This window comes from Leptospira vanthielii serovar Holland str. Waz Holland = ATCC 700522 (assembly GCF_000332455.1).
Taxonomy (GTDB): Bacteria; Spirochaetota; Leptospiria; order Leptospirales; family Leptospiraceae; genus Leptospira_A; species Leptospira_A vanthielii.
Genome location: NZ_AOGY02000014.1, coordinates 112,605 through 137,336, shown reverse-complemented (window position 1 = coordinate 137,336; position 24,732 = coordinate 112,605). Strand labels below are relative to the sequence as shown.

Sequence of the window (24,732 nt, the reverse complement as noted above, 5' to 3'; positions counted from 1 at the left end):
CACCCGCCTCTACGGCGGGTTTTCACACTCACTTGATCCAATTCATCCAAATCCACCAACACTTCGGCCCCAAAGTCCTCTTTGAGGGATTTAGCTGGCATATCAAACCAGGGTGCCGTGTTGCGATTGTCGGACCAAACGGCTCTGGGAAAACCACCCTCTTCCAAATGGCGGCCGGAAAGATGAAACCCGAATCCGGGGAAGTCATTCGTTCCAAAAATACAGTCCTTTCTCTTTTCCAACAAATCCCAGAATTTAGTCCTGAAACTTCGGTCATCGATACTGTTCTCGATGAAAACAAACTCTACGCAGAATACGATGGCAAACGAAAACTCATCGAATCCAAATTCGAAACCATAGACCATGAAGATCCTGCCTTTGAAGAACTGCTTCACGAACAAAGTGATCTAGAAGAATTTGCCCACTTACACGACTTACATGGTCTAGAGGCAAGAGCCAAAAAAATTCTATCGGGTCTTGGATTTTCCACCGCAGACTTCCTACGCAAAACCAGAGAATTTTCACCGGGTTACCACCACCGCATTGGCCTTGCCATTGCCTTACTCAACCCACATAATTTATTACTACTCGATGAACCAACAAACCATTTGGATGATAAAACCAAATCTTGGTTAGCTGACTTTCTTGTTTCACAAAACCAAGCCTTTGTTCTTGTGACCCATGATCCTGAATTTCTAAACCAAACTGTTGATACTATCATTGAAATCAATCCACATGGTACTTTTGAGTTCCAAGGAAGTTTGGAAGAATTTTTTGAAGCAAAAAACGAAATCCAAGAACAACTTAAAGCACAATTTCAAAAAGAAGAAACTTATCTTAAGTCCAGAATGGAATGGGTGGAACGATTCCGCGCACAGGCAACCAAAGCAAGACAAGTCCAATCGGTCATCAAACGTTTGGAAAAAAGAGACCGAGTGGACAATCCAGAAGAATCCTTCTGGAACCAGAAACCGGACTACCAATTCCAATTTGTCCCTTCGAGTAATATCATCCTTCGTTTAGAAGATGCCTCCTTCTCTTATCCTGATAAAAATACTGGGATCAAAAAAAGAATCTTTGAAAACGCAGAGATTGAAATCTCCGCAGGCGATAAAGTAGCGTTAGTGGGTCCGAACGGTGCCGGAAAATCAACCCTTATGCGTTGTCTTTTGGAAAGACATAAATTGGATTCCGGTTCCCTCTACTATGGCCCAAAAACCAAACTGGGATATTTCTCTCAAACCCACGGAGAAGATTTAGACGAAAGCCTGAACCTAGTGGAAACGGTAATTAAAAAATACCCAGAACTGAGTGACGAAAAAGCAAGGACCCTTCTCGGGCATTTTGCTTTTCCGGGGGACGGAGTGTTTAAATCCGTAAAACACCTATCAGGTGGGGAACAAAGTCGGCTCCGATTGGCACTTCTTGTCAATCACCCCACCAATTGCCTATTTTTAGATGAACCCACAAACCATTTGGACATTGTGATTCGGGAAGCCATCAAAAGATCCCTCATCGATTTTCCGGGAAGCCTACTCATCATCAGCCACGACCCTGATTTTATGAAGGGACTTTGTAACCGCACCTTCCAACTCTCAGGGGGAGTTTTACAAAACCTAAATTGTAGTTTTGACGACTACCTCAAGTTCCATAAGGAAGACGAAAAGGAATCCCCGGCCCAAAACCTTGTCGGCAAAGCTAAGTTTGAGGAAAAAAAAGCTAATCCTCAAGCCAGTAAAAATAAACGAAAAAAATTAGAGAAAGAAATTTCCGATTTGGAAGTCCAAATAGAAAGACTGGAAAAAAATAAAAAGGACAAAGAGGAACTTTTACAGGATCCGGAGTTCTTTAAAAACAGAAGTTTTCAGTTGGAAATGGACACTTATAACGATATTAAAAGAGAAGTTGCTCTCCTTACAAAACGTTGGGAGGATGCAACTCTAGAACTAGAAGAAATGGGCGGAGTTACATAATGGTACCGGAAATTGATGTAGTAAGTTTTAAGAAACGATTGGATGCACGTGCAGAAGGCAAAGATGATTTTTTTGTATTGGACGTAAGAAATCCGAACGAACAACAAATTGCTCTCGTTCCTGGCACAGACAAACTCATTCCCGTTAGTGAACTTGCTGCCCGAATCGAAGAATTAAAAAACCAAATCGATAAAGAAATTTTAGTGTATTGCCGATCGGGCGGAAGGTCAGGAATGGCCTGCGGAATTTTAGCCCAAGCAGGATTCAAATCCTACAAAAACGTAGCTGGCGGAACCTTAGCCTATTCCGATTTAGTAGATCCTTCCATGCAAAAGTATTAATTATGAAACCTACAGCTAATTTAAGAATTTTAGAACAACACAGTCTTATCCCTCCTTCTGTCATCATCGAAGAACTTCCATTAACTGATGCAGCATCCGATGTGGTCGTACGCACCAGAAGCGAAATTTCTGATATCATTCACGGAAAAGACAACAAGCGAATGTTAGTTGTTGTTGGGCCATGTTCTGTTCACGACATTGGTGCCGTGATGGAATATGCATCAAAACTAAAACCAAAAATCGAAGAATTTAAAAACGAACTCCTCATTGTGATGAGAGTGTATTTTGAAAAACCAAGAACCACTGTGGGTTGGAAAGGGCTGATCAATGATCCCGATTTGGATGGATCTTTCCATATCAACAAAGGCCTGCAACTTGCCCGCAAACTCTTATTAGATTTGAATAATATGGGAATCCCTTGCGGAACCGAATTTTTAGATGTGATTTCTCCCCAGTACATTGCTGATTTAGTGGCTTGGGGTGCCATTGGTGCAAGAACCACCGAAAGCCAAGTCCACCGTGAATTGGCATCGGGTTTATCGGCACCTATTGGTTTTAAAAATGGAACGGATGGTAATGTTCAAATTGCTGTGGATGCGATTCGTTCTGCAGGATCAAGCCACCATTTCCTTTCTGTAACAAACCAAGGAAGTAGTGCTATCTTTCGGACTGCGGGTAACAAAGACACACATGTGATTTTACGTGGTGGGAATAAAGGACCTAACTTTGATGAGGTCTCCGTAACGGAAGTTTGTGCCCAAATCGAAAAAGCGGGTCTTCCTGCAAAAGTGATGGTGGACTGTTCACATGGCAATAGTCAAAAAGACTTTCGAAAACAATCGGGTGTAATCGATGCCGTTGCAGAACAATTTGCGAAAGGAAGCAATCATATCTTAGGTGTAATGATTGAAAGCCATCTCAAAGAAGGAAACCAGTCCATCGATGCAAAACCTCTAGTTTATGGTCAGTCCATCACCGATGCTTGTGTCTCTTGGGAAACAACCGTTCCGATGTTCGAACGATTGGCGGAAGCGGCGAGAAAAAGAAAGGTTTAAGTATCTAAAAAAACGTGGGTTTCACCTGGATACTCACGTTTGGAAACTTCGCGGTGGTAAAGATTCACCGCATCCTTCACAGCCCCACCGAGATTCCCAAACTTCTTCAAAAACTTAGGATGGAAGTCTTCAGTTAGACCCAGTAAATCCTGCATCACAAGCACTTGTCCCGAAGTATACTTTCCAGCCCCAATTCCAATCGTCGGAATGCGAATTGATTCGGTAATTTCTTTCCCTAAGGATTCGGGAACCATCTCGAGTAACAAAGCAAAGGCGCCTGCCTCTGCAATTTCCCTTGATTTTCGAATCATTTTGGAGCGAGCTGCTTCGGTTTTTCCTTGGACACGGTGTCCCCCGAGAGTATGAACCGACTGAGGAGTGAGACCCAAGTGGGCAAAGACCGGGATTCCCGATTCTGTCATCCGTTTGGTAAGTTCAATGATAAAATCAGAATCCCCTTCCAGTTTCACACAAGAAGCATTGGTTTCTTTGAGCACACGGCCGGCAGAACGAATCCCTTCTTCAATGGAGGTTTGGTAAGATAAAAATGGCAAATCAGCAACAATGGTTTTATCGGGAGCTCCCTTACAAACCGCTTTTGTATGGTAGATGATTTCATCCAAAGTCACAGGAAGTGTGGACTGGTTTCCTTGGATCACCATCCCGAGAGAATCCCCTACGAGTAAACAATCCACTTCGGTTCGGTTAAAAAGAGTGGCAAAGGTATAGTCGTAACAAGTGACAACGGAGATCGGTTCTCCCGCATCATACTTTTTTTTATACTGTAGAATAATGTTTTTCATGGTTTAGTTCCAAAAAGAGTGTATACACTCCAATTTCTCCCATATCGGTTAACAATTGTTTTATGAAAGGCCTAGAATAAAGAGAATGGTGAGGAAGGTGTAAAAAATCTGTTTTCATCACCACTGCTTCGTAGGTCAGGATATCGATATCAATTTCACGAGGCCCTTTCCAAGACCTACGTTTACGACCGAGTTTGTCTTCAATTCCTTGTAATGAATCCAATAGACAAGGAAGTGTAAAAGCAGAAGATACCATTACTTTTAAAATTTGATTTAAAAAGAATGGTTGGTTGGTGTTTTCTAAAGGTGCGGTTTCCAATCGTTCTGATTGTTTTAAAATTTGTAATTCAGGTAGAGTCGAAATTTCCCAAATTGCCTGGTCCATAAAATGATGTCTGTCACCAATGTTGGATCCGAGAGACAAAAAGGCAATGTTGGAATATTTCATGATCTTACCTCTTTACAAACTTCGTGCGATAGTCCGGACACTTTAATTCAATTTCTTTGGTCATTTCCATGAGCCGTGAGTAAATCCGACCTTGGCCCCGATCCCTCCACTCCACAAGAGAATGGTTGGAAGTGAGAAGTGTGAGTTTTTCTTGTTCATAACGACTATCAATCAGATCGTATAACTTACGATTGTTGAATTCGGATTCCTTCTGAACTCCAAAGTCGTCAATGATCAGAACATCTACGTTTGCAAATTCCTTTTCGATGGAACGTTCTTGTCCATGAGTTTCGCTATCGGACTGGTACGTGTCACGAATCGCAGACAAAAAGTCTTTGTTTACCTTTGCATACTTACAAGTGATCCCATAACGAAAGATGAGTTCGTTTAAAATCACACAAGCCAGTAAGGTTTTACCAGACCCAGTCCCACCCCAAAGGTAAAATCCTTGTGGGGAAAAATCAGGATTTTTAAATTTATGAACCAGTTCATTGGCCCAGTCATGTGCGATGATAAAAGACATATCGGGATCGTTTGCAGTGTCTCCAATGTCAATTGTGGACAAAAATTGGAAGCGGTACCGTGCTGGAATGTTTGCTTTTTCGACCAAATTCTCTAAGTTGCGAAGGGAAAACCGAGCGTTATGGCAAACACAAGGGAGCATTTTGTCCAATTTCCTGTCAAAAGTCATAAAAGGGGCCTGCCCTTTCGACTCACAAGTGTTACAGTCGCTACCTATACAATGGCAAAGTACCAGTGCCCCAGAACGTGAGCCCCGGACATGTTCTGCTAAGGTAATTCCGACCCCTCCACAGGTTTTACACTGCGGATTTCCGTCTCGGATGGAAGTAATTTCGGATAAATTCATCTCCAAGGAGCAATCTTCTCGAATTCACTAAGCTGTCAAGGAATGAGATTTTTTAGGAGTTTAAGGACTTATGTCCCTTTAAATCCGAGAGAATCGAAAGAAAAAGTTCAGGATTAGGTTTTTTTCCGCATTAAATCGTTATTATTGACTCTTGCCATTCCGATACTTTCATTGAAGAAATAGATAAACCTATTCCTTCAAAATATTGAAAGAGACAAAAGGGTCACACGACTATGAAGATTATAAAGTATCTCCTTATTCTCCAACTGGTGTCCGGCTTCAGTGTGCTTTTCGCACAAACTCAGCCTGCGAACGCTCAAGACAGCCAAGCGGCTAAAGACCAAGTCGACGAACTTCTCAAAGGCGAACTCGTTCCTGAGAATGACGATGCGGAACTTACCGAAGACCAAAAGAAGAGAAAGAAAGAAATTATGGAACAGGAATCTCTTTGGAAGAATCCTGATTTCAAAGGGTATAACAAAACTTTCCAAGAGTTACACCAACTTTCTAAAACTTTCGCTAACAACCAATTCCGTTTGGCTCTTTCAAACTACCAATCCGGTATCAATACCGTTATGAAAAATAGAGATTGGGTTGAACAGTACCGCAAAGAAGAAGCGGAAAAGAAACGTTTGGATGAAAAATGGTACTGGCAAAAAGTAGATCGTAAATCCAGAGAAGAACGTGTAGTTTACCGTGAAAAAATGAAAGCGAAACAAGACGCTCTCAACTACTTCTCTAAAGCGATCAACCACCTTGACGAAATTAAAAACCCTGACTTAAGAGAAAGACCTGAGTTTAAAAGACTTCTTTCTGATGTTTACCGTTCATGGGTAATGGCTGAGTATGACCTACAAAATCTTCCTCAAACCATCCCAATTCTTGAACTTTACATCGAAATTGATGATAACGAGAAAGAATATCCTGCTCACAAATATCTAGCAAGTGCCTATAGCTTCGAAGAAAACATGATCAAAAAGTCCAAAGGACCAGATGATATGCTCTTCAAGTATCGTTACAAAAAGAACGTTCACTTACTACGTGCCACTGAGTTAAAATATGGAAAAGATTCTCCTGAATACAAACATATTGTTAACGTAATCAACCGAGATGAGGTTATTTCGGTAGCACAATAACCCCGAAAACATCTCTTTCAATGAGAAAGCCCGGCTTTATCCCCGGGCTTTTTTGTTTTTATTTGATTTCTTTTAGAACTGTTTTTGTTGGCATTCGAAAGAAACTAAAAAGCCCGAGTGCATACAAACTTACCGTCACAAAACAAATCCCCACAAAAACTAGAGTGAGTTGTCCATAAGGATACACACTTCGGAGCTCCAAAACCGACCGGTTCAGCACCTCGTTGGAAACAACTGCGTAGATGAGTCCCAGTAAAAACGAAATCACTGAAACTAGCAGTGCTTCTCTAAGAAAATGTTTTCCCATAAAACGACTGTTGGCACCGATCACTCGTAACAAAGCAAATTCCCTTTTTCGTTCCGATTGACTTGCATATAAGGTTGTAAAGACGAGAACAAAGGATGCTGCTAATATAAAAGCTGTCATTAGTGCCATCATCTGTGTTACCTTTTCTAAAATTCCCATAAAGGCTTGGATGGTTTTTTCCGTATCAATCACAGTGATATTCGGAAACTGATTCACGATTACTTTTTGTAATTGGTATCTGTCTTCGTTTGTATCAATGAGTAAGGAAACAATATAAAAGCGAGGGGCTTTTTCTAAAATTCCTTTGGAAAATAGAACCACAAAGTTTGGTTTCATATCGGCCCAGTTCACCGAACGCAGGTTTGTGATTTTTCCGGAAACTTCACGGCCTTGGACATTGAAGCTAAGCTCATCCCCCACTCCTGCTTGCAAATACCCAGCAAAATCCCGTTCTACCGAAATTTCATTTAGTCCCGATTCATTCCACCAATTCCCTTTGGTCACTTCTTCTGTATCATAGAGCGTGTCCCGATACGATAAAAAGTATTCCCGAGTCCTTGCCGTAGCACGCCAATTGCGATCCATAGCGTTTTTGATGGTATCTTCTTTTTTGATGGGTTCTCCATTGACTTTGGAAAGCCTTGCCCCAATTACGGGAGCCAGATATTGTTTCTCCACAGGAAACTTTTTAATGGCTGTTAGCAGGTCATTTTTTTGAGTTTCTCGGATGTCCAAAAGAAACACATTCGGTCTACGTTCAATTTCCCGCGCACCACTCAGTTCGAGTAAACTCTCTTGTAAGATCAGAGACAATGTCAATATAAACAAAGCAGACCCAAGTCCGATGATGGAAAGCCTGAGAGCTCCCGATTTACGAGTGACTTTTTTTGTAACAAGGCTCCACTCTTTTGATAACCATCCGAGTTTTGAAATTTTTGTGATGAAAAGGCCAAGTAAAATGTACAATCCGTACACAAGAACGGGTAGGGTTAATAGTACCAGTGTAAACAGAATTCCTTTAAAGATACTTTCTGTTTCGAGAACCGCAAGACTGGTAAACAAAAGATAAATCAAAAGAAAAGAGGCAAATTGCCATTTGGATGTGGATAAATTTCCACTGGTTTGTGATTCTACTTCTTTTAATGCCGCAAGCGGTTTCACCGATCTTGTTTCTAACACAAGAGGAATGGAGATGAGAAGTGGTAGTACAACTCCAAGCACAACACTCCAAAGTATCGAAGAAAAAGAGAGTCCAAATACAATTCCTGTTTCTACAGACATAAGCCCGCTGATATCAGGTAAGATGGATTGGATTCCATACCCAAGTGCCAATCCAAGTGTGGTTCCAAAAATAGAAAGAATCAAAATTTCTGCAAAGACCAAAAGTAAAATCACATTTGGCTTCGCACCAAGACACATTAGGATTGCGATCTCATTTCTTTTTTCCAGTAACCTTGTCCTGACAGCAGTATACACAGAGATGGTTCCTAGAAAAAAACCAGCAAGGGCAAGGAGTGCCATATAATCAAAAGTGTTTTTGATAAACTGTTGGGAGCCAGAGTTTACTTCTGTATTGTGATAGATGGTTAAATCTTCTTTGATGAGAGATTCAAACTCTTTGTCCTTCCAAACCAAACTATCAATGGTGTCTGGAAATTTAGCATAGATAGTATAACGAATGCGACTTCCTCTTTGCACAAGACCTGTTTTGTTTGCCGTATCTCTCAAAATGATGGAGCCTGGAGCCGATCCCACAAAAGATCCCACAGCCCCTGGTTCTTTCACCACAACACCAGCTAACACAAGTAAACTATCACCCAACCGCACACGGTCACCGAGTTTGAGTTTGAGGTTTTCGACCAGGGATTTATCCAGTAAAACTTGATTTGGTTTTAAATTCCTGTACGCCGCTTCCGGTTCGGTTTTCATTTCTCCATAGAAGGGATAGTTTGTTTCGACTGCTTTGATAAAACTGAGTGAATTCTCTTCTCCCGATTCATTGGAAATCATGGATAAAAACTGGATGGAAGCACTGGTCTCTCCGCCTTTCGGAAGGGTGGTTTTCACCAATGTATCGGCAGTTTTTGTGATTTCTTGGGGGGATTGGAGGGCAATATCCGCACCCATAATCGATTTTGCCTCTCTTTTGATGGCATTTGCGGTATTGTCTTTGTAAGAATGGATGCCAATCACAGAACCCACACCGAGAGTAATCGAAACAACGATGAGTAGAGAATACCGAAATCTGGAAAAGAGCTCCCGTTTTAGATAAAAACGAAACAGAGATGCTTTCATCGACTGGCCTGCTTTGAGATACGAGTCGTTTTCGTCTGTTTGGTGGTCTTTTTTGAGATCGATTTTGTGGAAGAAACCGATTTACTTTTCTTTTTGTTCCGAGAATCCGAAATAATTTCACCATCTTTCATTTCTAACACACGATCGGCTAGTTTTGCCACATCGGGGTCATGAGTTACCACAACTAGAGTGGTTCCTTGTTCTTTGTTTCTGTACAAAAGTAGGTCTAAAATTGTTTTACTGTTTTTAAAATCTAAGTTGGCAGTAGGTTCATCTGCAAAAATGATTTTAGGATCGTTGACAAAACTTCTTGCAATGGCAATTCTTTGCTCTTCACCACCTGACAACTGTTTTGGGAAGTGAGTCGCACGATGGGACATAGATACAGATTCCAATATCTTCTCTGATTTTTTTAAGATCTCTGCTTCTGTGAGTGATGATTTTAAATACAATGGAATCCCAACGTTTTCAATGGCATTGAGTCCAGGAAGCAATTGGAAGTTTTGAAAGATAAAACCAATCCGATCAGCACGTAAATCAGCTAAATTCGATTCATTTTCCAAAGTCACATCGATTCCATCCAAGGCAACAACCCCAGTATCTGGTTTATCTAGACCGGCCGCTACACCGAGTAGTGTTGACTTACCTGAGCCAGATGGGCCTATAATCGCTACAAATTCACCCGTTTCAATGCGAAATGAAATATTTTTCAACACATCAATCGTTTCCGATTCATTGTGAAATGATTTAAACACATTTTTAAATTCCAACACTAGGTTTTTCCCCCAAAGATTTTATCACCTAACAAAAGAGACATGACTAATAACGGGCATTTAATAAGAAAATTATCGCCTAACAACGATATTTCAATTTTTTCCATAACAGTTATAATTTTTTTAATTTTCATTTTCGTTCCAACTATATTGCACAGATTGAAAAAAAATCTGACAAAATTTTACTTATCTTTTTGAGCGTACATCCTAATTTTTTTTGACCCCAAAGGGTGGGTTTCATATAAAGTAACTTCATCGTAGTGTTTCCCCTTTCCCTGTTTTTGGGAATTTTAGGGAGTTATGAACAGCACTGTCGATAAGCGGACTCATACAGGTAAATATAGAATGCTCGAATGCAATACAAAGATAAATACTGCAGACTTTATGAATGTGAAAATCAATAATCTTAAACCTTGTGCGGAATGTGGATCCGTCACGAACCTTTATCAATACAATCTCTGCAAAGTTTGTTTGTCGAAGAGTTTCAAAAAGCTTGTAAAAATCATCGACTCCGTGAGAAAGTAGAATTACTACACTTTCTCTACGTTAGTCGATGAATTATCCATTCCAAGATATTGAACAAAAATGGCAAAAACACTGGGACGACCACCAGACCTTTCGCACAAACGCCCATTCAACCAAACCTAAATACTATTGTTTAGACATGTTTCCCTACCCAAGTGGCGCAGGACTGCACGTAGGCCACCCTGAAGGATATACAGCCACCGACATCATTTCACGACTCAAACGAATGGAAGGATTTGAAGTCCTTCACCCGATGGGATGGGACGCTTTTGGCCTACCTGCTGAAAGGTATGCGATGACAACGGGTGTTCACCCTCGCGCCACCACAAAGAACAATATTGATACCTTTCGCCGCCAAATCAAAAGCCTTGGTCTGTCTTATGATTGGAACCGGGAAATCTCTACCACTCACCCAGACTATTACCGTTGGACCCAATGGATTTTCCTGCAAATCTACAATTCCTACTTTGATCGGAAAGAAAACAAAGCCTTACCTATTGCTACACTCATCAAAACCTTGGAAACTGAAGGTTCCTCCGCTTTTGAAGGAAAGGAACTGCCTAAAGGAATCCAATTCTCGGCTTCTGACTGGAAGTCCAAATCCCGAAAGGAAAAGGAAGATATCCTCTCCCATTTCCGATTGGTGTATGAGGCAAACATTCCCGTCAACTGGTGTGAGGCCCTAGGAACAGTTCTTGCCAATGAAGAAGTGGAAGAATGGACTTCCAAAGGGTATTCTGTAGAAAGAAAACCCATGCGCCAATATATGATGCGCATTACTTCTTACGCCGAACGTCTATTAAGTGATCTTTCTCTTTGTGAATGGCCTACTTCCACCTTAGAGATGCAAAGAAATTGGATTGGAAAATCCGAAGGATTGGAACTTAGTTTCCCTGTTCCCTCACTCTCCAAAGACATCACTGTTTATACAACAAGACCCGACACCATTTTTGGAGCCACCTACCTAGTCCTTGCCCCAGAACATCCACTTGTTTCTCTGCTCACCACTCCCGAACAAAAATCGGCTGTGGAAAAATACCAAAAGGATTGTTCGTTAAAAAGTGATTTGGAACGAACGGAATTGAATAAAGACAAAACCGGAGTGTTTACAGGTTCCTACGCAAGTTTGCCAACAGATCCTTCTATAAAAGTTCCCATTTATATTTCTGATTATGTTTTAATTTCTTATGGAACCGGTGCCATCATGGCGGTTCCTGCTCACGACCAAAGAGACTACGACTTTGCTGTGAAGTTCCAACTTCCGATCAAGCAAGTCATCGATGGAAAGATGGAACCAAATTTAGCTTTTGATTCCAAAGACTCTATTTGTATTAATTCTTCTTCCGCAGAAGTGCAGTTAGATGGTAAATCTTACAAAGATGCCTTCCAAACCATGTCCACTTGGGCAGAAAACAAAGGGATTGGTCGCAAAAAAGTCCAATTCAAACTCAGAGATTGGCTTTTTGCCAGACAAAGGTATTGGGGTGAACCGATTCCTCTCGTTCACTTTGCCGATGGATCCTCCAAAGCTCTTTCTGATTCCGAACTTCCCTTAGTATTGCCAGACTTAGAAGAATTCAAACCATCTGGTACGGGAGAATCTCCACTGGCCCTTGCGAAAGATTGGCTTGTCTACACTGATCCTGTAACGGGAGAAGTGGGAAAAAGAGAAACCAATACCATGCCCCAGTGGGCCGGTTCTTGTTATTATTACCTTCGTTACATTGACCCAAGAAACAACGATAAACTCATTGATCCAGAACTAGAAAAAGCTTGGATGCCGGTGGAAGTCTATGTGGGTGGGGCAGAACACGCCGTATTGCATTTGTTATACTCCAGATTTTGGCATAAAATTCTTTTTGATCTAGGCCATGTTTCTTCACCAGAACCCTTCCAAAAGTTAGTCCACCAAGGTTTGATTTTGGGAGAAGACAAAGGGAAAATGTCCAAATCTCGTGGCAACGTGGTCAATCCAGATGATGTAGTTTCAGAATTTGGTGCGGATACTCTCCGACTTTTTGAAATGTTTATGGGTCCGTTTGAAATGTCCAAACCTTGGAGTAAAAACGGAGTCGATGGTGTTTTTCGATTTTTAAATCGAGTATGGAGACTTTTTCATTCAGGCGAAAACGAATCCTTCTTTGTAGAAGAGATCGAACCTACCGAAGCCGAACTCAAAACACTACATCGTACGATTAAAAAAGTAAAAGACGATATCGATCATTTTTCATTCAATACAGCCGTATCTCAGATGATGATTTTCATCAATGAGTTCACAACGAATCCTAGAAAACCGAGAAAAGTTTTGGAGCCGTTTGTTCTGGCCCTCTCTCCTTATGCTCCCCATTTGGCAGAAGAACTCTGGGAAAAACTCGGACACAAAGAATCACTCGCTTACCAGCCTTATCCCAAATGGGAGGAGAAGTATTTACTCGATGCCAACATCACCATTGTGATCCAAGTGAATGGAAAGATGAGAGGAGAGTTTCTTGCTCCAAGGGACATCGAAGAGAAAGAAGTTTTGACCCTCGCCAAAGCAGTGGAAAAAGCAAAACCGTTTTGGGAAGGCAAAGAAATCAAAAAAGAAATCTATGTGAAGGGAAAACTTGTGAACATTGTGGTTGCAGGTTAAGTTTCATTTCGACCGAAATGAAGATCCAAATTACTTTTACAATCGAATCACTTATCCTAAAATCAAAATTCTTTTAAAAAACAACCCCTACCTTTCGCCATTGGAATGGTTAGGGGTTTTAGTTCTAAAACTCTTGCCTACAAAATCACCATGACAAAGATGAGGACTCCAAAAAGTACGATAGTGATAAAAACACCCATTAATATAAATAAGTTGGCACCAGAAGACTTGGATTCCTGAGCCGAAGCATTACCTGTTTTTTTCTTTTGACCTTGAGCCGCAGAACCTTTGTTTGCCGAACCTGACATACCTGCAGGTTTAGGTATGGCCACCTTCACCGGATGTTCTTCAATCGAATGAAGTAAATACTGATTTGGTCCTTCTGCAAAAATATGATATTCTGTTTTGTTTCCGACAATGCCAAGAAACCTTCCGACAACTGGTTCTTTGGAAATTTTCCCTTCTTCATCAATGAGTCCAAGAATTTGTGCATTCGTTTGGCCTTCAGGGGTTTCCGTGGGAACTCGAAAAAGAATTTCCATACCTTCTATTAAATTATCAAACTCCACTCCGTTGATGGGTGAAATGACCGTTTTCATATTCAATTCTTTAGGAAAAGCTGTCCGGAATTGGGCAATTTGACGGTCAAGTGAGGAAAGTTCACCTTTCGCTGGTTCGGTGGAAATTCCTGGAACCGAAACATCTTGTGCCGAAGCCGTTTCATCTTCCGGTTTAGGAATGGGAAGGATTATACCTTTCATTGGGTTTTCATAACGAAACTTTGCTGTAGAAATTTTATCTACTTCCGCTTGGAGTTTTATATTTCTTCCTTTTGTTGCCGCAAGGATGGGCATTTCTAAAATTTCTGCGATATGAGAAGGATCTTTTTTTTGCCAAAGGGGCAATAGTTCCTCTAACTTCTCTTTGGTGAAGGCTCTGTGAACGGCACGCCCAATATTTTCTGAAATCGCAGGATCATACCCACCGGTTTTTCCAATATCACCCAAGTCCGTTGAGATTTGTACATGGTCCGCAAAAGTTCGGATCCTTCGAAACGTTGGGGATGTTCCCACCACGGCATACAATTCCATAAGATGTTTACGAATGGAAGATACTAGGATGAGGATCATTCCGTTCAAACTGTCCAAGTCAATTTTGATTTTCACAAGGTAACCATCTGTAATTTTACCTTGTAAAACTTCTTTGGCTTGTTCATCCGTAAATACGGCTTCTCTTGTCAGACCAATTAGGTCTGCTTGTCGTTTGAGTTGGTCTGCTTTTGAGCTTAGTTCGGACATTATTCTACAAACAATTGTTCGTGTGTCTCAGAGGATTTTGGAATCCCACTTAAATGAACTTCCACACGCGCTACTGTTTCCTTTTTCCTTTCTGATGAATATATAGAGAGTAAACGACGGTCGAAACCAGATTGAGACAACAATATTTCTACCATTGTGATTCCCATTCCTGCTCCCTCCGTACTATCGCCGTGTTCCATAAAGAACTCGAATAGATTATCATACTTTTTCGCATTAATAAACTTTTCTTTTACTCGTTCTGCCTCAATTGGCAATAATGGGAAATTATTTCTAATTTCTAGGTTAATTTTGTCCTTTTGGTAGATGCAAGTGATCTTTACAAAGAGACCAGACTCACGCATTTGCTTTTTATAAGCAGGGAACTTTCTTTCATTGAGGCTGGACTTAAAAAATTTCATCCCCTCTTCATAATCTTGTAAGTTCTGGATGTTGAGTTTGAGTTCTTCGAAGATGATTCGTTTGATAGCCGCTTTTGTCGAATTGACAATGAGTTCCTTCGCAGCTGTATAAAACAACTCCATCAAATCTTCACGACCAACAGAACCTAAAATGCGGAACAAAATGTACTTAAGTTTTGCCTCTCCAATATCCCCCAGCACGTAGGTGATCATAGAGACCTTCTTCCCTAATGCAACGGCACGATCGACAGAGGTGCGAAACTGGGATGTTAGTTGGATCTCTTGGTACATACCGGTAAACTGAAAAAATTTGCCAACATGTAGGGGATTTGTCTAGCGATTTATGGCTTCTTCAGTTGTTTACCTAGGATTTCCATCACTCCGCCGAAATTTGGTTTGCACGATTGGATTCGGTTCTTCAGTTTCTCATCAATATTAGGGATTTTCCCTTCATGAAAGGCAAGTTTGAATTCAGTGAACTTCAGTCCATTCGCTGTGGAGATCACAACCACCGACTCACCCTTTTTGACAACTCCCGATTCCACCGATTTCAATAGAGCCGCAAGTGCCACTCCCGTGTGTGGATCATTGTAAAGTCCGTAAAGATCCCCGCGAGCCGCTGCATTTGCCAACTCTTCTTCCGTTGCGACTTCCACAATTCCGTTGAATTTTTTTAAGATGCGGATCGCTTTTTTCACGGAAACAGGATCGCCAATTTGGATTGCAGAAGCTAAGGTTTTTTCTGCGGTCACAGGAGAGAAGTCCGCAAAACCACTCTTAAACGATTCATAGAGTGGGCTTGCATTTTTTGCCTGTGCTAAAATGATTCTCGGGTAATTATCGATTAGGCCAAGTTCATACATCATTTCAAATCCCATTCCGAGTGCAGAAACATTTCCTAAGTTTCCACCCGGGATGACAATCCAATCTGGAACCTTCCAACCTAACTGTTGTGTGATTTCGACAGAGATTGTTTTTTGTCCTTCGATGCGAAGTGAATTCATAGAGTTGGCAAGATAAATGGATTTTTCTTTGGTAAGTTCCTTCACCACTGCCATACAACCATCAAAGTCTGTCTCCAACGCTAAAACTAAGGCCCCATTGGCAACAGGTTGGATGAGTTGAGCCGTTGATACTTTGTTTGCTGGTAAAAGGATTATGGATGGAATTCCTGCTTTTGCTGCATAAGATGCAAGAGCTGCCGAGGTATCTCCCGTAGAAGCACAAGCAACTGCTTGGATGGGAACCCCATCAGCGATCATTTGTTTGACTTGGCTCACAAGCACCGTCATACCTAAATCTTTAAAAGAACCAGTATGGGAAACACCACACTGTTTGACGTACAGATTTGCCAAACCCAAATCCTTAGCAAAACGGGATGCATCGTACAAATGCGAAGTCCCTTCTCCCGAAGTGATGATATTTTCGTCACTGATTCCTGGTAGCACCCATTCCTTTTTCCCCCAAACACCAGAGGCATTGGGAAATTGGCTAGAACGGAACCTGGATTCAAATTCCGATTTCCATTCAGACGCGGAAACTTGTTTCAGACTGTCTATATCATGTTCAACATTTAAAAGTTCCCCGCAAGATTCGCAGGAATAAATCACTTGGTGGAGAGGGTAGGTTTTGCGACAAGAGTCATTGGTGCAACGAAACTGTGCTCGGAATTGATATTTTGTAAGTGACATAGACTTCTCTAGGCTTCAGATTTACGGAAAGTTCCTTTTCCATTCTGGAGAAAGGGGAAAAATGCACGAATGATTTTTATCGTTTTTTGATGGATATGGAAACAGAAACTAAAGTCTCCCGCTGGTGGGTAAAATTCAAACGATACACCCGTCGCAGCCTTTTCATTTTTATCTTTCTCTGTTTCCTCCTTTTTGTGCGTATTTTTCTATTCCAAATCTATTCCATTCAGGGAAATTCCATGTACCCGACCTTGGAACATGGCTCGGTGGTCTTTGTTTGGAAGGGTGGGTTTGCCATTTCTGCCAAATTCTTTGGGACCGAGCTATTGTATACGGACCCCAAAATCGATAAATTAGATTTGGTACTTTTTGTGAGTAAGGAAGAGGAACTTGTCGTCAAACGAGTGATAGGTTTACCGGGAGAGTTTTATTCCATTGAAGCCGGACGAGTCCTGATTGATTCTACCGAGCTGTTAGAAAATTACCTTCCGAAGGGCACTTACACAAGCGAACCAAGTACATCCATATTTCTCAATCGTCATAACTCACCTTTTCTTGCTATGGACAAACAAGGTAGAATTCCTCCGGGATATTATCTTCTTCTTGGTGACAATAGGCAGTATTCAACTGATTCCCGTTCGTTTGGACTCGTACCTGTGGAAAAAATCAAAGGCAAAGTGATCTTCTATTTTTAACAATGACCGAATACAAACAACGTTTTAAGTATATCATTCTATTTATACTCTCGCTATTTATCATCTTACTCTTTCGTGTTGTTTATCTCACTTATTTTAATGATAATATCATCAATCTAAAGTCGAGTAAGTATGTACAACGAGGAACTATCTATGATAGACGAGGGATTGAACTGGCGATCTCTCGCGAGTCGGCAACCGTTGGAATAGATCCAACGAATATTTATGATCCGGAACTCACAGCACAAGAGCTCGGTCCCATACTGGGAATCACTTCCAACAAACTGATTGAAACCATCAGAGACAAACAAAACTACTTTTTGTTAAAAAGAGAGATAGAACTTACCAAAGCAGAAAAAATCAAAGCTTTGGCACTTCCCGGTGTTCGAGTCGAAAAAGAATACAAACGAATTTATCCCCAAGGAAGTTTGGCCGCAAGCCTTCTTGGTTTTACTGGTTACGATGATGACAAAGCCCTTTCAGGACTTGAGATGTTATTTAATTTGGAATTGTTATCTACACCCGATGCAGAGTCTAGTAAAGGAAACAATGTCCATCTAACCATTGATAGTATCATCCAATACCGATTAGAAAAATCGTTACAGAAGGCTTTTATCCAAACGGCTTCCAAACGAGGAATCGGTATGATTATGGATACAGAGACTGGGAAAATTTTGGCAATGGCCTCTTATCCTAATTTTGATCCCAACCATTTCCAAGACTTTCCTTTAGAATCGCATTCCAATTGGTCCATCCGCCATGTTTATGAACCGGGATCGACAATGAAAATCTTCATTGCTCTGATGTTACTGAATGAAGGTAAAATCCTTCCCGGTGAAAGATTTCATTGTCCGGGTTATATCGAAATTGGGAAAACAACCATTCGTTGTACAGACAACCATGGCCATGTCAATCTGGATGAAATATTACAATACTCTTGTAACGTAGGAATCATCAAAGCTGCCCAAAAAATTGATGAAGCCACTTACTATAGTTATATGGATAAATTTAAATTCGGAAAACGAACCAACTTTTCCATCCATGAAGCAAAAGGCTATTTACCTCCTTTAAACAAATGGAATAAAAGTACACCTTACTTTTTATCCATTGGACAAGGTTTATCTGTCACACCGATCCAACTCATCACTGCAGCAGCCGCAGTTGTAAATGGTGGGATTTTATTTGAACCCTCTGTGGTTTCGCAAATCACTAATTCTTACGGGGAACTGGTCCATGAATTTTCCATAAAACACGAGTTACTTGGAATTAAAGAAGGTGCGGCCAAAAAAACCTTAAACGCCATGAGTAAGGCCGTTTCTCAAGGAACAGGGAAAAAAGCTTATTTAGAGAACTACTTTATCGCAGGGAAAACAGGAACCTCACAAAAAGCAAAAGCTGGGGCCGGATACCAAGCAGGTTTGTTTACAGCCAGTTTTCTTGGATTTTTCCCAGCAGAAAAACCTAAGTATGTGGGTCTTATTGTTTTTGATGAACCTGGTGGGGATGCCCATACGGGTGGTGGGATTGCAGCACCAGTCTTTCGTGAGGTGGTCGAAAGTATCATTCCCATTGTGGAAAAAAGTGAAAAGGCACTAGTTTACCGACTGAAAGGAGAAAAAAATAAAATCTACAAACTTGATCCATCTGTTATGCCTGACCTTACAGGGTTTACTGCTTCTGAAACCATCCAAATTTTAAAACAACTCAAAGCTGAATACAAATTAGAAGGTTCTGGATTTGTCAAATCACAAGAACCGAAAGCGGGATCAACGCTTACCCCAAATGCCGCGATTAAAATTGTTTTGGAACCTTAAGTGAATCATTCTTTCTTGGAAAAAAATCTTGCGGCCCTCCCTTCTCAATTGGCCGAAGTGGTGCGTAACCAAAAAAGTACATTTGGTACGATGAACTCTTCAAGTTCTGAAACCAAAATTTCTTATGAACTTACAAAATCCAAAACTGGAGATCTCACTTTAGAATTAGATGGAGTTTGGATCCATAGTCGATTTGATCCCAAAAAAGAGGCCGAACGGTTTGCCACCGAACTTCCCCATGACGGGAGTGAACGAATTTATCTATTGTTTGGTGCCGGTTTGGGTTATATTCTTCCCTATTTGATAAGTAAAGAGAAAGTCACAATCATTTGGATGGAACCCTATCCTTTTTTCATTTGGGAAACATTCAAAATCTTTGATTTTTCCAAACCACTGTTAGAGGGAAAATTAATTCTTATCACGGGTGAGGGAATGGAAGACCAACTCACAGAAGCTGTGAAAGGAAAAGGAACCCATCCCATCAGTTTTGTTCCTCATCGTGGTTCTTGGCAATGGAAAGAAGTCGAATACCAAAGGCTGAAACACACCGCCGAACAGATGTTTCACAAAAAAGATGTGAACCTTGCCACTCTCACTCGTTTTGAAAAAATTTGGGCAAAAAATATTTGTTATAACCTACCTGAGTTATCCCAGTTTCGACCTGTCTCGGACCTTTTTGGAATCGCAAGTAGGATCTCTATTGTTGTCGCCTGCGCTGGCCCTAGCCTTTCCGAGTCCATACCGGATCTTGTCACTTATAGAAACCAATTTTTGTTGCTCGCAGTGGATACAGCTCTTCCCATCCTCACTTCCTTTGGAGTAGAACCTGATTTGATTTTTTCTGTCGACCCGCAAACACTCAATAGCCAATATCTGGAAGATTATTCCGGAGATGCCATTTTAGTCTTTGATCCAACCTCTACCTATTTAAGCCTACGACTAGACAAAGGACCAAACAAAGGTTTTGTGACCTCTTCTCCCTTTCCACTCATTCGGTTATTGGAAAGGACAGGTCCATCGGAGATTGGTTCGGTTCCTTTTGGTGGGTCTGTTTCTACCAATGCAGCAAGCCTTGCCACTCTTATGGGTGCAAAATCTGTATTTTTAGTCGGACAGGACTTGAGTTTTACCAAGGGCCTTGCCCATTCCAAAGGGGCAGTTCTCGAAGAACGGTTGAACTATTTAGAATCTAGAAAATTTCGTAGAGAAAAACATAACTACAAACAACTCTTTGCTTTGCCCAGGAAAAAAGTCACAGGGAATTTAGAAGAAACCTATATCACCAATGAGAAAATGTTGATCTTTAAAAAATGGTTCGAAGACCATGCCAAAGAAAATCCTTGGACCAACTTAACTAAGTTTGGTGCCAAACTCGAAGGAATTCTCCATTCGGAATTTGTAAAAGAATTTGCGAGTGATGAGGGTGAGATAAAAAACGTAACCTATTTAGTGCAATCAGTTCGTAATGAAATCCATAACAAACTCAGAAAAGAAGTCCCTTTTTTCGATAAAACTGAATTGGTTTCAGAAATCCAGTCCACAACAGAAGCATTGTCGGAATTTGTTACAACGGTTAAACATGGCCTCTCTGTTTCCCAAAGAATTTATAACCAAATCAAACGAAATCAAATCAACCCAAAAACTTTTTCAGAAGATATCAAACAAATGGATTCGATTGATGAACAGGTATCTGGAAAAAAAGGCCTAAATGAAATTTTGAGTTTAGGAATCCAAAGAGTCATTTTAACCATCACCGAAGGATATGATGACCACTTAAGTTTAGAAGAAAAAGAAAACACGCAACTCGGCGTGGCAAAGAAGTCTTTACTTTTATATGAAGGTCTTTATGAATCCGTTCGGTCCACCAAACGGATGCTTACTAAGTCTTTATACAGATTGTTGTAACCTATTCGGTTACGGATAAAACAGTAAAATCAACACGTCTATTTTTGATCCGCCCTGCTTCAGTAGAATTGGATTCAATCTCCGCAGTCTCACCAAACCCACGATAGTCGATTTGAGATGTATTTACGCCATGTTTCACTAATTCATCATAAATAAACTTAGCACGTTCATCAGATAAAATTTTGTTTTCATCCATCTCACCTATAAAACATGTATGTCCTTTGACTCGAACATGAATTCCTGGATAGGATTTCAAAGCTTCTGCTAAAGTAACAATTTTGTCTGCGGCAAGATCCTCTGTCTGCATACTTTGTTTGATAAAACGAATTTGAAGGTCGTTGATGTATCGAATGGCTCTTCCTTGAGATTCAAATCTATCAGAAGCTTTTCCTTCTGATAAAGGTACTCTATCTAAAGAACGATTATTCTCTTCCGAAGAAACATTCGTATTTTGATTGGTGTTTTCAGTTGATTTCGAACTTCGATTGCAACTACGAATTCCAAAAACTATCAAAACAATAAAGAATATAAGGATAAGCGAAAGTAGGATGATCCGCCCGATTCGATTTTGTTTAGGGGTGATTTGAAATTTATTCAAAGCAACTAATTCATTGTATTCAGGCGTTGGTGCCACTTCGTCCTGCGAACTATCAACAACTTCATAGTTTTCATGATAAGGAGTGAAACCTTCAAAGGAGGATTTTGCAGAGCGAGAGGAATTACGTTTTACAGTGGATTCCTTTTTGGTGGTTCCCTTAGTTGTTGTTTTTTTCTTTGCGGCAGGGACAGAAATTTTTGCCGCCCACTTACGAATCTCTGAACGAAGGTATTCGTCGGCCTCTGGGCTAAATTTGAAATTATCTCGGATGTATTTTACAGTGCGTTTTTCCACATCTGTATAGTCCCCACCATCTTTAATGGCATCAAACAGGGTCTTTGCAATATTTTTGCCAATAGGAGCTTTGCTACGTTTGGTGGCTTTCTCTGCAATTTCTAACAATTCATTATCATATTGTTTACCACTTATGGTACGGTAATAACTATCTGCCACGTGAAAGCTCCTTTGTAATCATATCGACAGATCAGGCCAATCTATCCATTCTTTTCTTCGACTTAAGTGTTGAATCCGTCCAGAAATTGGTTATTTTTGATCTTATACTGCAAAGAACCACGACTAATGCCAAGCAGTTTGGCTGCTTCTTCCTGAGTCGATACTCGCTGGAATGCTTCTTTGATCCAGATGGCCTCCAACCTTTCTATGGCAATGTTGAGCGATAAATTTTCCGAAGGGGAAAGGATCTCAGCTCCTACTGCAAAACTTTGAACTTTTGAGGTCGATTCAGTTTCTCGTTTCCCATCTTGCAGGAAAGAATGTGGTTCCAAAACCGTTTCTGGGGGAACAAGGACAGCATATTGAATTACACTTTGAAGTTGCCGAACATTTCCACTCCAAGGCATCCCTGTTAATGCCTTGAGGGCTTCTGTCGAAAAGGTTTTGTTCCTTCCGTATTGTTTGTTGTATTGGTATAAAAAATGGTGAGCAAGGAGTGGAACGTCTCCTCTTCTTTCCCGTAACGGAGGCATACGCAATGGAACTTCCGCTAGGCGGTAGTATAAATCCATGGAAAAAGTTTCTTTCTGGATATCTTCTAATAAATCTCTTTTGCTTCCGGTAAAAATTCGAATGTTGAGAACCTCATCCTTCTTTTTAGCTGAGGGGTTCGGCATCGTTTTATCACGCAGAGTTTGAAAAAGTCTAGTTTGTAGATTCGTTGGTAAATCTCCAATGGATTCAATGTATAAGGACCCACCATTGGTCTGCTCTAATTTTCCGGGATTGTATATCTTTCCACTTTGGGCACCAAAAAGTTCCGCCTCCAATAGTTCATAACTAAGGCCGGAACAATCTACAGAGAGAAATGGACCATTTTTTCTTTGAGATATATAATGTAAGGCCTTAGCGATTAATTTTTTCCCGGAACCTTCTTCTCCAATGATCATCACCGATGTGTCCGAGGGACCCACTTGCCTAATCCTATGTTTTAAAAAAAGTATGCTCGGATCATAACCAAGAATTTCTTCTACCGGGTCTTCTTCTCGTTTGGATTTTTCAAAAGCTTCTTTGGCAATTCGTTCTTCCAGGATAACTATTGTTAATTGGGATGCAAACAATGTGGCTTGGTTGATAATATCGGATGAGAAAAAATTTACCTTATCTGACTCTAGGTTAAGAACTCCAATGGTAGAATCTCTAGTGACCAGTGGAATCGCAAGCTCTGAACGAACGGTTTCGATCAGTTTTACATAGTCTTTATCTAAAGTAACATCGGGAACATAGATGATTTCTCTAGTGGAGGCAGCACGACCTGTGACTCCCAAGTTAAAGGGAAGTTTGGCAGCAATTTTTTTTTCCCAATCCATCCCTTTGGCGGCAACAATGGTTAGGACTTTTTCTTCCTGATCCATAATGGATATACTACCGGTAGAGGCTCCAAACAGAGTCAGAGTCATGTCCAAAATGAAATTTAAACGATCCGTAATATTCGGAAGTTGTTGAATTTCTTTTTGGATTTTCCTTAAAGTACCGGAAATATCCTGTTTTACAGACATTTGATTATACTTTTGTGTTTGCCTTTTGGTTTGTCAGGTATTTTAAGTAGGCAATAACAAAATCTTCCAAATCGCCATCCATCACAGCATGAACGTTTCCTGTTTCAAAATCCGTTCTATGGTCTTTTACCAGATTGTAAGGATGAAACACATAACTTCGAATTTGTGATCCCCAAGAGATATCTCTTTTTTCGCCGGCTTTTTTTGCGTTCTCTTCTTCTGCTTTTTGTTTTTCCATTTCATACAACCTGGCACGAAGCATCTTCATTGCCGTATCGCGGTTTTTGATTTGGGATCTTTCCATTTGGCAAGAAACCACAACACCTGAAGGTATGTGTGTAATTCTCACTGCAGAATCTGTAGTGTTTACGTGTTGTCCCCCAGCCCCGGAAGACCGATACACATCCACTCGAAGGTCTTTTTCTTCGATGTTCACTTGGATATCATCATCAACTTCTGGTGTCACATACACAGAGGCAAAGGATGTATGTCTTCGTTTATTGGAATCAAAGGGAGAAATTCGCACCAAGCGGTGCACTCCTGATTCACATTTTAAATATCCGAAAGGATGATCACCTTGGATGTAAAGCGTGGCGTTTTTGATTCCAGCTGTTTCCCCTGGTTGGTAATCTACAAGTTCCGCACGGTATCCTTTTTGTTCACAAAACCTGGTATACATTCGGAGTAACATATCAGCCCAGTCTTGAGATTCTGTTCCACCGGCCCCAGGATGGATATTGATAAAGGCAGCCTTCCCATCATCTTTACCTGCAAGTGCATCTAACATTTGCAAGTTTTCGAAGGCTTCGAACATTCGATCAAAATCATCATTTAAAGATTTTAAACCTGCCTCGCCCATTTCTTCTGATGTGAGTTCAATCAAATCAGGAAAATCAATAAGTTCTTTTTTTAATTCCAACCAAGGATCCAGTTTTAATTGTAACTCGTTACGTTTTTGAGTTACTGTTTTTGCATGATCGGGTGAGTCCCATAATTTTGGATCGTTTGCTTTTTCAATGAGTGATGATAAACGGTCATAGTCTTCTTGGAAATTTTGAGCCGCCCAATACGTTTGAAATGATTCAATCATTTCTGATGTTTGTTTTTTTAAGTCTTTTAGTGATCTATCCATAATAGTAAAACC

General features: G+C 40.7%; 19 protein-coding genes. 8 read left to right on the top strand and 11 right to left on the bottom strand.

Translation table 11 applies throughout. The features are described from left to right. The first annotated feature begins 32 nt into the window (after positions 1–32). Genes LEP1GSC199_RS02900 through LEP1GSC199_RS02890 form a run of 3 tightly spaced genes read left to right on the top strand, consistent with a single transcriptional unit; the run spans position 33 to position 3,369 of the window. Positions 33–1,973 carry an ABC-F family ATP-binding cassette domain-containing protein gene (locus tag LEP1GSC199_RS02900; protein ID WP_002976855.1) on the top strand — a complete coding sequence of 647 codons (1,941 nt, stop codon included), beginning with the start codon at positions 33–35 and terminating at the stop codon, positions 1,971–1,973. Further along, a complete protein-coding gene (locus tag LEP1GSC199_RS02895) occupies positions 1,973–2,314 on the top strand; it encodes a rhodanese-like domain-containing protein (RefSeq protein WP_002977207.1) in 342 nt (113 codons plus the stop codon). The genes LEP1GSC199_RS02900 and LEP1GSC199_RS02895 overlap by 1 nt, the downstream gene beginning before the upstream one ends. 2 nt (positions 2,315–2,316) lie before the next feature. Further along, positions 2,317–3,369: a 3-deoxy-7-phosphoheptulonate synthase gene (locus LEP1GSC199_RS02890; protein WP_002976923.1), complete on the top strand. Its 1,053-nt coding sequence runs from the start codon at positions 2,317–2,319 to the stop codon at positions 3,367–3,369. On the opposite strand, the gene panB is transcribed toward LEP1GSC199_RS02890, so the two are convergent. The 3 genes from panB to LEP1GSC199_RS02875 are packed head-to-tail and all read right to left on the bottom strand — an operon-like array spanning position 3,366 to position 5,488. Next, a complete protein-coding gene (gene panB, locus LEP1GSC199_RS02885; protein ID WP_002977088.1) occupies positions 3,366–4,172 on the bottom strand; it encodes a 3-methyl-2-oxobutanoate hydroxymethyltransferase in 807 nt (268 codons plus the stop codon). The genes LEP1GSC199_RS02890 and panB overlap by 4 nt on opposite strands. Then, on the bottom strand, positions 4,147–4,620 hold the full coding sequence (gene folK, locus LEP1GSC199_RS02880) for a 2-amino-4-hydroxy-6-hydroxymethyldihydropteridine diphosphokinase (RefSeq protein WP_002976798.1): 474 nt from the start codon (positions 4,618–4,620) through the stop codon (positions 4,147–4,149). Before folK ends, panB begins: the two co-directional genes overlap by 26 nt. 4 nt (positions 4,621–4,624) lie before the next feature. Further along, a complete protein-coding gene (locus tag LEP1GSC199_RS02875; protein WP_039925882.1) occupies positions 4,625–5,488 on the bottom strand; it encodes an ATP-binding protein in 864 nt (287 codons plus the stop codon). A 233-nt stretch (positions 5,489–5,721) separates the two neighbouring features. Between LEP1GSC199_RS02875 and fcpA the strand changes: the two genes are divergently transcribed. Continuing rightward, positions 5,722–6,624, top strand: a complete 903-nt coding sequence (gene fcpA, locus LEP1GSC199_RS02870; RefSeq protein ID WP_039925880.1) for a flagellar coiling protein FcpA — start codon at positions 5,722–5,724, stop codon at positions 6,622–6,624. Between the two features lie 58 nt (positions 6,625–6,682). On the opposite strand, the gene LEP1GSC199_RS02865 is transcribed toward fcpA, so the two are convergent. Both LEP1GSC199_RS02865 and LEP1GSC199_RS02860 read right to left on the bottom strand, forming a co-directional pair. Further along, a complete protein-coding gene (locus LEP1GSC199_RS02865; protein WP_002977262.1) occupies positions 6,683–9,226 on the bottom strand; it encodes an ABC transporter permease in 2,544 nt (847 codons plus the stop codon). Beyond that, complete coding sequence (locus LEP1GSC199_RS02860) at positions 9,223–9,999, bottom strand: ABC transporter ATP-binding protein (RefSeq protein ID WP_002977073.1); 777 nt, start codon at positions 9,997–9,999, stop codon at positions 9,223–9,225. The genes LEP1GSC199_RS02865 and LEP1GSC199_RS02860 overlap by 4 nt, the downstream gene beginning before the upstream one ends. Before the next feature lie 553 nt (positions 10,000–10,552). On the opposite strand from LEP1GSC199_RS02860, the gene leuS reads away from it, so the two are divergent. Next, complete coding sequence (gene leuS, locus LEP1GSC199_RS02850; protein WP_002976834.1) at positions 10,553–13,156, top strand: leucine--tRNA ligase; 2,604 nt, start codon at positions 10,553–10,555, stop codon at positions 13,154–13,156. Between the two features lie 137 nt (positions 13,157–13,293). Here the strand turns inward: leuS and LEP1GSC199_RS02845 are convergent, their stop codons facing one another. Genes LEP1GSC199_RS02845 through thrC form a run of 3 tightly spaced genes read right to left on the bottom strand, consistent with a single transcriptional unit; the run spans position 13,294 to position 16,564 of the window. Beyond that, on the bottom strand, positions 13,294–14,454 hold the full coding sequence (locus LEP1GSC199_RS02845; RefSeq protein ID WP_002977243.1) for an LIC10486 family protein: 1,161 nt from the start codon (positions 14,452–14,454) through the stop codon (positions 13,294–13,296). Next, positions 14,454–15,164 carry a hypothetical protein gene (locus LEP1GSC199_RS02840; protein WP_002976848.1) on the bottom strand — a complete coding sequence of 237 codons (711 nt, stop codon included), beginning with the start codon at positions 15,162–15,164 and terminating at the stop codon, positions 14,454–14,456. Before LEP1GSC199_RS02840 ends, LEP1GSC199_RS02845 begins: the two co-directional genes overlap by 1 nt. A gap of 50 nt (positions 15,165–15,214) precedes the next feature. Next, positions 15,215–16,564, bottom strand: a complete 1,350-nt coding sequence (gene thrC / locus LEP1GSC199_RS02835; RefSeq protein ID WP_002976814.1) for a threonine synthase — start codon at positions 16,562–16,564, stop codon at positions 15,215–15,217. An 89-nt stretch (positions 16,565–16,653) separates the two neighbouring features. Between thrC and lepB the strand changes: the two genes are divergently transcribed. From lepB to LEP1GSC199_RS02820, 3 genes are read left to right on the top strand one after another with little or no spacing between them, the layout of a single operon-like run. Further along, positions 16,654–17,259: a signal peptidase I gene (gene lepB / locus LEP1GSC199_RS02830; RefSeq protein WP_002977223.1), complete on the top strand. Its 606-nt coding sequence runs from the start codon at positions 16,654–16,656 to the stop codon at positions 17,257–17,259. Between the two features lie 2 nt (positions 17,260–17,261). Then, the gene (locus LEP1GSC199_RS02825) at positions 17,262–19,073 is read left to right on the top strand and encodes a penicillin-binding protein (RefSeq protein WP_002977041.1); all 1,812 of its coding nucleotides are present in this window, start codon (positions 17,262–17,264) and stop codon (positions 19,071–19,073) included. Continuing rightward, a complete protein-coding gene (locus LEP1GSC199_RS02820) occupies positions 19,074–20,978 on the top strand; it encodes a motility associated factor glycosyltransferase family protein (RefSeq protein ID WP_002976805.1) in 1,905 nt (634 codons plus the stop codon). Between the two features lies 1 nt (position 20,979). Here the strand turns inward: LEP1GSC199_RS02820 and LEP1GSC199_RS02815 are convergent, their stop codons facing one another. From LEP1GSC199_RS02815 to prfB, 3 genes are all read right to left on the bottom strand, one after another. Next, the gene (locus LEP1GSC199_RS02815; RefSeq protein WP_002976881.1) at positions 20,980–22,029 is read right to left on the bottom strand and encodes an OmpA family protein; all 1,050 of its coding nucleotides are present in this window, start codon (positions 22,027–22,029) and stop codon (positions 20,980–20,982) included. 62 nt (positions 22,030–22,091) lie between these two features. Then, a complete protein-coding gene (locus tag LEP1GSC199_RS02810; RefSeq protein ID WP_002977203.1) occupies positions 22,092–23,588 on the bottom strand; it encodes a sigma 54-interacting transcriptional regulator in 1,497 nt (498 codons plus the stop codon). Between the two features lie 4 nt (positions 23,589–23,592). Continuing rightward, positions 23,593–24,720, bottom strand: coding sequence for a peptide chain release factor 2 (prfB, locus tag LEP1GSC199_RS02805; RefSeq protein ID WP_002977201.1), 1,128 nt, complete (start codon positions 24,718–24,720; stop codon positions 23,593–23,595). Between the last annotated feature and the right edge of the window lie 12 nt (positions 24,721–24,732).